The 8902-nt window shown below is 30.0% G+C and carries 9 protein-coding genes and 1 pseudogene; 2 read left to right on the top strand and 8 right to left on the bottom strand.

What is annotated here, in order from left to right; translation table 11 throughout:
• Positions 1-140: 140 nt before the first annotated feature.
• Both Q428_RS12900 and Q428_RS14685 read right to left on the bottom strand, forming a co-directional pair.
• Positions 141-488 carry a hypothetical protein gene (locus Q428_RS12900; protein ID WP_035381577.1) on the bottom strand — a complete coding sequence of 116 codons (348 nt, stop codon included), beginning with the start codon at positions 486-488 and terminating at the stop codon, positions 141-143.
• Positions 489-501: 13 nt separating this feature from the next.
• Positions 502-1611 carry an RHS repeat domain-containing protein gene (locus Q428_RS14685; RefSeq protein ID WP_051515171.1) on the bottom strand — a complete coding sequence of 370 codons (1110 nt, stop codon included), beginning with the start codon at positions 1609-1611 and terminating at the stop codon, positions 502-504.
• A gap of 416 nt (positions 1612-2027) precedes the next feature.
• Between Q428_RS14685 and Q428_RS12890 the strand changes: the two genes are divergently transcribed.
• Entirely contained in the window at positions 2028-3074 is a 1047-nt protein-coding gene (locus Q428_RS12890; protein ID WP_035381575.1) for a hypothetical protein, read from the top strand.
• 26 nt (positions 3075-3100) lie between these two features.
• On the opposite strand, the gene Q428_RS12885 is transcribed toward Q428_RS12890, so the two are convergent.
• The 3 genes from Q428_RS12885 to Q428_RS12875 form a co-directional block, all read right to left on the bottom strand.
• The gene (locus Q428_RS12885) at positions 3101-3478 is read right to left on the bottom strand and encodes a hypothetical protein (RefSeq protein ID WP_035381573.1); all 378 of its coding nucleotides are present in this window, start codon (positions 3476-3478) and stop codon (positions 3101-3103) included.
• 82 nt (positions 3479-3560) lie between these two features.
• The gene (locus Q428_RS12880) at positions 3561-4769 is read right to left on the bottom strand and encodes an NAD(P)/FAD-dependent oxidoreductase (RefSeq protein WP_035381571.1); all 1209 of its coding nucleotides are present in this window, start codon (positions 4767-4769) and stop codon (positions 3561-3563) included.
• Positions 4770-5044: 275 nt separating this feature from the next.
• On the bottom strand, positions 5045-6238 hold the full coding sequence (locus tag Q428_RS12875) for a DUF5050 domain-containing protein (RefSeq protein WP_035381569.1): 1194 nt from the start codon (positions 6236-6238) through the stop codon (positions 5045-5047).
• Positions 6239-6558: 320 nt separating this feature from the next.
• Here Q428_RS12875 and Q428_RS15020 point away from each other — a divergent pair, with 320 nt between their 5' ends.
• Positions 6559-6723, top strand: a complete 165-nt coding sequence (locus Q428_RS15020; protein ID WP_084478372.1) for a DUF1540 domain-containing protein — start codon at positions 6559-6561, stop codon at positions 6721-6723.
• A gap of 47 nt (positions 6724-6770) precedes the next feature.
• On the opposite strand, the pseudogene pcp reads toward Q428_RS15020, so the two are convergent.
• From pcp to Q428_RS12860, 3 genes and pseudogenes are all read right to left on the bottom strand, one after another.
• A pseudogene (gene pcp / locus Q428_RS12870) lies at positions 6771-7410 on the bottom strand (pyroglutamyl-peptidase I).
• A gap of 96 nt (positions 7411-7506) precedes the next feature.
• On the bottom strand, positions 7507-7746 hold the full coding sequence (locus Q428_RS12865) for a thioredoxin family protein (protein WP_035381567.1): 240 nt from the start codon (positions 7744-7746) through the stop codon (positions 7507-7509).
• Between the two features lie 177 nt (positions 7747-7923).
• Entirely contained in the window at positions 7924-8877 is a 954-nt protein-coding gene (locus Q428_RS12860; RefSeq protein ID WP_035381579.1) for an L-threonine 3-dehydrogenase, read from the bottom strand.
• Positions 8878-8902 lie beyond the last annotated feature (25 nt).

Genomic DNA, 8902 nt, shown 5'->3' with positions numbered 1-8902 from the left:
ATCCTTTGTATAAGTTTAAATTATATGTTACTCAACTTTCACAAGACAAAAGACTAGTTTCTCCTTGACAGGGCAAGGCAAGGGCTTTGTAAATTTATATCCTATTTCTTCTTAACTATTCTTTACTGTCCCTATGCGGTTTAAAGTTTATCCATTGTCTCTAATATCATCTTAGCATCAAATCCTAAAATTCCTATCTCTGGCATCTCTGAAAGTTTTCTTAACATTTTTTCTACCTCTATCACCTTATACCCCATATCCAAGGCAATACTACAAGCCCATATTTTTACGTTTGGTTCATCATTACAAAGCAATATATCTAACATATTTTGTGCAAGTCCAATATTTTCTTTCATCATTTGACAAATTTCAAAAAGCTTGTCACCTGCCTTATTTCCTCTCTTATAATCTCCATCATATGTTGCTTTACCATGAATAATTGCGTTTTCTATAAACTCTTCTATTAATTCTATCATGTCTTTATTCAAATAACTCACCTCTTTATTTTATTACTCCATATTGTCTAAGTACATTCATTCCAAATTTATATTGAGCCTCATAACTTTGTCCTGATAACCAATCTCTCACAGTTTTACCATGCGTAAATGGTCGCTTTGAAGAATAATATGCACTTATTTTTGCATGAGTAGCGTTATCAATCGCTATTACATTTTTAGTATTATTAATTTTTGTAGCACTAAATCCAGACCTTCCTATCTGACACTGCTCTACAATATGATGCCATACTTTATTTTTACCTGCAGGACCAAGATATTTTTTTAATGCCTTAAAAGTTTTAAAACCAATTCCACTAGTTTGTGCTACTTTGTCTGTCCACCCAAGTAATTTACCTATTATTTTTCTTGCTGGTTTTGATAATCGTCCAAATCCCGTTCCTCCAGGAACAAGAACACCAATTAAATCTAATGCTGCTGCTAAATAATCCCCCTCAGCTAAATCGTTTGCTATAAATTGAAGATCTCTCATTGTATCCGTTGAAGATGTAATACTACATGCATACATATATGCTGCATATACTACACATGGTGCGATAAAACCACCTTTATCAGCTTGATTTACAGGACTATTTAAACAATAAGAAAATACATTATGAGATAATAATACTCCTCTAGAACCTGCTATCGCATCCGCATTAATAAATCTTCCTAAATCTGGATTGTAGTAACGTGAATTTAGATAGTATAATTGCATCTCCTCATCATATCTGTAGCCTCTATATCGATAAGGATTCTTAACCCCTACACTATCCTTCAAGCTTCCTTCTATTGATATTAGCTTGCCCCATGAATCGTAGGTATATGAAACCACCTGAGTTCCTGTACCATCTAACAACCCTAATATATCACCCTGAGCATTCCTTATATAATAGTACTCTGCTCCATTTAGCTTCATGGATATTAGATTGTCGCTGCTGTCGTAGGAGTAGTAAATTGTATCGGTTCCATTTGATTCAAATGTTACCTTATCCCCAACAAGATGATATTTTGTTGTTACTGTTCCTACTGTTTTTTCTGTCCTAATTCCCTCAGCATTGTATTTGAAGGAGACATTTATTCCATTTCCTGAGATGCCAGCTAATTGGCGTCCCATTTCCCAGGTGTAGGTATATCCATTATATGTTAATGGATTTCCTATTGCGTCATAAAAATAGGGACATTTAATAATTTTTCTGTTTATAAAATAGGAGGCTTTGTAAATTTATATCCTATTTCTTCTTAACTATTTTTTACTGTCCCTATTCGGTATAATAATTTATTAAACTATAATACTAGACAATTAATCAAAACCTCTATTAACGGGTTTTAGAGGATGTGAAAAAGCATTATTGAAGGAATTTTTTCATAGGTGTAGAATATATAGTAGAATATAACAATATAGTAATAGTTATTAAGGCATAATATATAAAAAATAATAATTCTAATTAGACCAAAAAAGAAAAATCTTTTGATGGTAACACATTAAGTATTTTTCTAAAGGACTATAAGTTAGTTTGTGGAGGTGAAAGTATGGACAAGGTTACTAGAAATAAAACAAACAGGAAAAGCCGTCAGAAAATTTATATTGCCTTATCTACAGTATTACTTGGTCTTGCTATTATGTTTGGTACGTATTATTATATGTCAAACCGAGTTAGTTTCCAATATATAAATACCTTGTACTCTGAAAAAGAAAATATAGATAAAGCAAATTCGTTAATTACTGAAACTATAAAAAAACTTAACTCAAACAGCAATAATCCTGAAAACATCAATGAATTAAAATCCTCTGTCATTGAAGCTGAATCAAAAATTCAAGACTCATTAGATAGACTAAAGAAATATAATCCGCCAGCTCAATACAATATGGATTTTAATAATTACTTAAAAGCTATATCTCTAAATAAAAAACTATATAACCAGACAAATCTGATACTTAAAAACTCAAATTCCAAGGATGCATTCAATGCCATAGATACTTTATCAAAGTTAATTGATGAAATTAAGATTACTTATGAAAAAAGTAATGCAAAAAAGGCAACAATTAAGCTTCCAAATGAAATAACAAATCTTCCTGAGGTTCTAAATCAAATTACATTGGTTGAATATAAAAAGCACGAAGAAAAGAATAGACTTTTAGAGCAATATACTACATATTTTGATTCAATGGAAATGGTTATCCAAAGCTTAAATGTTGAGTTAACTAATTTAAATGACAACTTAATGGCTATGAAAAACAATGAAACATCAATTGAATCTGTATATATGGCAATTGAAAACAAATTATCAAATCTGGCTACAATAAAGAGTGAATACAGTAAAATTTCTGTGCCTGCTGCCCTGGCTGATAGTCATAAATTATTTGAAGAAATACTAAAATCTTATAACTATTATTGTCAGGATTTTAAATCTGCACTGACAAAACTTGAACAATCTGGAAATTATCGGACTGAAATAGATTTTATTGAACTGGATGGAAATTTTCAAGAGATTTCAGCCAAGTTTGAAGAATATGTTACTAAATTTAATGATAATAAGAATTTCTATACTAATCCTGATAACATTAAAAAGCAGTAAAAAGGGGCTCTTAAGCCCCGTTTTTATTATTTGTATCCCTTTGTAAGCATCATGTCCTTTAATCTTCTTATTATTTGATACAAATTTTTATCTGATTTTGAAGTATTACCCTGCTTATCATAATGGGTGCTTTCAGCCTTACCTTTACTGTAGTCTTCATATCCTAAAGGGGATGACAATTCGCTATTACCAGATAAAACAGGATTGTGTTTTTTTGCATTTACTGAATCCATTTTATTTTCTTCCGATTTAATTGAGAGTGAAACATTATTTATATTTGAATTATCAATTGAATTTCTTTGGTATTTCAACACACTATTGCTTCTTACAAATATTAAATTTCCAAAAATGATAACAAAAACACATAATACAAGTATTGTTGTTATTAATAAAATTCTTTTCATCTCCTCACCCCCATATAATATATATATTAAGCAACCACTACAAATATTAGATATTCAAAAATTATATTATTAATTAAACGGTTTATCTTCCAAATTTAAATAAGTTTAAATCTGGTGTTTCTTTTCCAAGATATAAATCTCTAATAATCTTAGAACCTAAAATCCCATACAAAATACCATTAGAACCGTATCCTAAAAGAAAATAGAAATTAGGGAACTTTTTGTGCGTTCCAAAATAAGGCAGACCATCCCCTGTTTCTGCAAATATACCATTAAATCTATATTCTATTTCAATATCCGATATTTTAGGAAACATAGTCTTTAGTCTTGTTTCTAAAGTTTTATATTTTCTGTTTACTATAAATTCACTATCTGAAAGTTCTAGTAAGCTGCTATCCTCACCACCTATAATTATTCTATTGTCATTAGTGGTTCTCAAATAGGTATATGGACTTTTGTTATCTCTTATCAAACATCTGTTAAACCAGCCTTCAAAACCTGAAACTGGTCTTGTTACCAATGTGTATGTTCTATTTAGTTTTATTTCTTCTTCCTTAATAAGTTTTTTAGCCTCATAACCAATTGCAATTACAACTTTTTTTGCCTTTATCCTTTTGTTGTTTCTGCACTCTACTATTATGCCACTACTATTTTGTATAAACTCAACTGCCTCTGTATTTTCATAAACCTTCAGTCCTTTATTTAATCCATTTTTTATTAATGCATGGGCAAATCTGTAAGGATCTATTTCTCCACTTCCCCCTCTAGTATATATCCCTGCCTTTACTGTAAATGAAAATTTATCCTTTGATAACTCCTTGTCAAAAAACTCTACATCAAAGCCACAATCCTTTCTTAGCAGGTATTCTTCTTTAATAGAATCATAGTCTGATACCTTATCAGTATAATAAAAACATCCTCGCCTTTTGAAATCACATCTATCTGCCAGTTTATTAACTATGCTCTCGATTTCCCCAACAGCATCATGACATAGTCTATATATTTTAACTGCATTTTCAATTCCAATAAGATTTTGTAAATCTCTTATATCATAATCTACAGAATACTCAAGCAAAGAGGTAGAAGCTCTTGTACTGCCGTAGGAAATTATGTTTTTGTCTATTAAAATTGTTTTTACACCTGCCTCAGTCAGATAATATGAACAAATACTTCCTGTTATCCCTGCACCAACTATTAGAACATCACACTCTTCATCTTCACTTAAATATTGATATGTATTTAGAATTCTGTTTTTATTGCTCCAAAATATCTTACCTGAGATTAATTTCATCTTCCTTCCTCCATACATCTTAAATTTTTACCTATGACTTATTTTGTACTATAAAAATAGTAATTTATTCACCAAAATAAATGATAAAAAAGTAATAAGGGACATTTACTTCTTGTTGTTATTAAATTTTTGATTTTTACTTATATATATTTCTCATAAAAAAACACCCCTTCTCAAAGGTTAGTATGGAATTAACATTTCCTTTGAAAGAGATGTTCTAATTTATTTATAACAATACTTATATGTCCCTCATTGGTGCCTCATTGGTGCCTGTGTTATTTTAATTCAAAATCCTTATTATTTTTTAAATCTAAAATAAATAGTCGTCCTAAGGATGGTTGTGTAACTGTTTCAGATTTAGCTACAAATATAAGTTTGTTGTCCTTTATTTCAAGTAAATATCCAAATGACCCATTAATAAGTTTATTCCTTTCTCTGCCCTCTAAATTTACCCTATATAGACTACCATTATCAAACTCATCAATATAATAGATATATTTGTTATTTGTTGTAAAATCCTTTGCTCCATCAACAATAAGATTCTTATTTGTCCCGTCTGTTTTTATTTTGTATATCATGTTGTTATATAGATAATAAATTGAATCTTCTATAACTGTAAACCTTCCCATATCATAATCAGGTCCTGAAATTATCAGTTCTTCATCAGTTAGCTTTATTCTATCTTTTCCGTCTGTTTTTATTTTATATAGTTTATAATCTAAATTGTTTATATAATATATCCATCCATCTTTAAATTCAACCATTGGGTATATTGAATCCTTTGTTATTTCCTCTGTGTTTCCTGTTAATAAATTTGTTCTCTTTATTCCATCATAGTCCCAGGAATATAAATAATCACCATACACCTTTGAATAAAGGGTAAATTTCCAAACTATATTTTGTTCATTTTCACATATATCTGCTATTTCTTTACCATCAGAATCATATTTGTGCAAAGTACCATTACTATCCGTATAATATACATACCCCATATATTTAACAAAACTTTCATATAACTTTACCATACTATCACTGCTTAGTCTTTCCCTTGATGTACCATCTATTTTTACCCTGTAAAATCTAAAATCATCGGCTGAGTTAACATAATATATCCATTGTCCATTTACTATAATACCATTATCATCAACTCTATCATCAGTAAGTTTTTCTCTTTTACTTCCATCGTTATTAATTTTGTATATATGCCGATCATATAGGCTTACATAATATATTTTATCATCATAAAAATTATAGAATGATGGATAAACTAAATTATCCTTAAGTTCTATTTTCATTTTATTTAGTATATTTGCACTGCTGCCAAAAGTAATCTGTGCTTTAGTAATGGCAACAGAGCTTATTGCTATAATACTTATAAGTAAAATTGTACATATAACTTTAATTTTTAAAGCAGGTATATTCTTAATTCTGTTTTTTAATTTTCCTATGTCTATTTTTTTAATCAACATAACCCTCACCACATTCTTAATAAAATAAACTTATAATTCCATTAGATAAATATATTCTTTTCATAGATGTTTATTCCTTTATTTTCCAAATAAAATCGTTAGCCAAATTCATCAATATATCTTCAAAAATTTTCAGCAATACTTTATTTGTGAGATATTTCATTCTCTTGCACCTCTAGTAATATCATTTATCTACATTAAACTTTTAATTTATACATTATATGCAAAGGAAAGTTCCTCTATGAGCGGATAGGGTTAGCTGAATAATTTTTTTAGAAAAGCAAATAATAGTATAGGAAGTTTTTTAGGAGGTGTGTTTCATGAACGCAAACAAAAATATAGGATGTAATGTTTCTGAATGTAAATATCATGCTGGTAATGAAAACTATTGTTCCCTTCAACACATAAATATTGTTCACCACAATCATCCAGCAAAATGTAAAGAAGAAACAGATTGTGGAAGTTTTGAACCAAGAAACAGATAATAAATTCCCCTCATATAGTCAAAAACAGCCCCAAAAGGGGCTGTTTTTTAACATATCTTACCTTCTGAAACTTTAATATCATCAGAGTCCCGCATAGCGGCTTTAATAGCTGTTTCTATTCCTTGAATCAATGCTTCCAAGGTCATTGAAGGCGTACCTGGTTTGTTTACAACTTGCTCCATTATATATGGAATATGAATAAAACCTGCCTTAATATTAAGTTTATTGCTATAAATATAATTTAATATGCTATACATAAGATGATTACATACATAAGTTCCAGCTGAATTTGAAAGACTTGCAGGTATACCCATTTCCCTTAATACCCTTATGATTCTTTTTACTGGTAAAGTTGAAAAATATGCTGGAAGGCCTTCCTTATCAATTGCTTCATCAATAGGTCTGTTATTTTCATTATCAGGTATCGATGCATCATCAATGTTAATAGCAACTCTCTCTATTGAAATTTCATGTCTACCCCCTGCCTGACCTAACATAATAACATAATCAGGATTAATTTCATTTATTTTTTTGATCACAGTTTCTGCTGATTTGTGAAAAACCACAGGAACCTCAAGCTTTATAATTTCAGCACCACCTATATTATCCTTAATCCTTTTTATAATCTCATAGGATGGATTTATTTTTTCTCCCCCAAAGCTCAAACCCAGTTAATAAAACCTTCATCTCTATCTCCCCCAATTTTATTCTGTTGTCTTATATTTTCTATAAAAATAGGTAAATTCCTTTTAACATGAAAAAAGGGATACTAAAAAATTATCCCTATCTTGCATCTTCTATAAATGTTTTAATTTCACTAACTGTTGAAACCTTTCCAAATGCCTTTACCTTTTCATTAATTACAATAGCTGGTGTTCTCATAACTCCATATTTCATTATTTCCTTAAAATCTTCAACCTTAACTATTTCTGCTTCAACTCCTGTTTCCTCCACAGCAGCCTTTGCATTTTCGTATAATTTTTTACAGTTCATACATCCTGAACCTAAAATTTTTATTATCATCCTTATTCCTCCTTACTATTCTCTTAATAATATTATAATTTAATTAAATAGTATTTGCAAATCTCTTTAAAATACAATAAATCCTTGACAAAATAAAGAAAGCTGATAGATATTAAGTAAATTTCAATTAAAAATATTAACTATCTACCAGCTATAATTGAAAATGTATAATTAAATCTACTTACCTAATTTAACACTTAATTTTTCTAACATGTCCTTTGTCATTGCTGCCAGATCATATTTGGGGTTCCAATCCCATTCTTCTCTTGCAGCGCTATCATCTAAGGAATTTGGCCAGGAATCTGCAATCCCCTGTCTAATTGGGTCAACATCATAATCCATAACAAACTCAGGAATATGCTTTTTAATCTCCCTAGCTATTTCCTCTGGTTCAAAACTCATAGATGTTACATTAAAAGCATTTCTGTGCTTAAGCCTTTTTGGATCTGCTTCTATAAGTTTTACAATTGCTTCTAATGCGTCTGGCATATACATCATATCCATATATGTACCCTCTTTTATATATGAGGTATACTTCTTATTTTTTATTGCTTCATAATAAATATGTACTGCATAATCAGTAGTTCCTCCACCAGGTAATGTTTCATATGATATTAGCCCTGGGAATCTAACTCCCCTTACATCTACATTAAATCTCTTAAAATAGTAGTCACACAAAAGTTCTCCTGAAACCTTGGTTATTCCATACATAGTTGATGGTCTTTGAACTGTATCCTGTGGTGTTTTGTCCTTAGGTGTTGATGGCCCAAATGCTGCAATTGAGCTAGGGGTGAAAACTGAACATCCATTTTCCTTTGCAACCTCAAGGACATTGAAAAGTCCACCCATGTTTAAATTCCATGCAGCTACTGGGTTTGCTTCTCCTACTGCTGATAAAATTGAAGCAAGATGAACTATTGTATTTACTTTATATTTATTAACTGCATCGGCAATCTGCTGAGGATTTAAAACATTTACAATTTCAAAGGGTCCGGATTCTAAAACCTTTTTAGAACCATCTGCTGTAATATTACTTGCAATTACATTTTCATTTCCGTAAATATTTCTCATATACATAACAAGCTCTGATCCTATCTGTCCAAGAGCCCCGGTTATTAATATTTTCCTCATTATTATTCCCCCCAGTTTTTCTTGG

It is taken from the genome of Fervidicella metallireducens AeB (assembly GCF_000601455.1).
GTDB lineage: Bacteria > Bacillota > Clostridia > Clostridiales > Caloramatoraceae > Fervidicella > Fervidicella metallireducens.
The sequence above is the reverse complement of the archived record's forward strand: the minus strand, read 5'-3'. Positions and strand labels throughout refer to the sequence as shown.

What these genes read in the sequence shown, in the direction of transcription:
- Q428_RS14685 (WP_051515171.1), bottom strand. Translation starts at nt 1,611, where the DNA reads ATGGGACGCCAATTAGCTGGCATCTCAGGAAATGGAATAAATGTCTCC.
- Q428_RS12890 (WP_035381575.1), top strand. Translation starts at nt 2,028, where the DNA reads ATGGACAAGGTTACTAGAAATAAAACAAACAGGAAAAGCCGTCAGAAA.
- Q428_RS12885 (WP_035381573.1), bottom strand. Translation starts at nt 3,478, where the DNA reads ATGAAAAGAATTTTATTAATAACAACAATACTTGTATTATGTGTTTTT.
- Q428_RS12880 (WP_035381571.1), bottom strand. Translation starts at nt 4,769, where the DNA reads ATGAAATTAATCTCAGGTAAGATATTTTGGAGCAATAAAAACAGAATT.
- Q428_RS12875 (WP_035381569.1), bottom strand. Translation starts at nt 6,238, where the DNA reads ATGTTGATTAAAAAAATAGACATAGGAAAATTAAAAAACAGAATTAAG.
- Q428_RS15020 (WP_084478372.1), top strand. Translation starts at nt 6,559, where the DNA reads ATGAACGCAAACAAAAATATAGGATGTAATGTTTCTGAATGTAAATAT.
- Q428_RS12865 (WP_035381567.1), bottom strand. Translation starts at nt 7,746, where the DNA reads ATGATAATAAAAATTTTAGGTTCAGGATGTATGAACTGTAAAAAATTA.
- Q428_RS12860 (WP_035381579.1), bottom strand. Translation starts at nt 8,877, where the DNA reads ATGAGGAAAATATTAATAACCGGGGCTCTTGGACAGATAGGATCAGAG.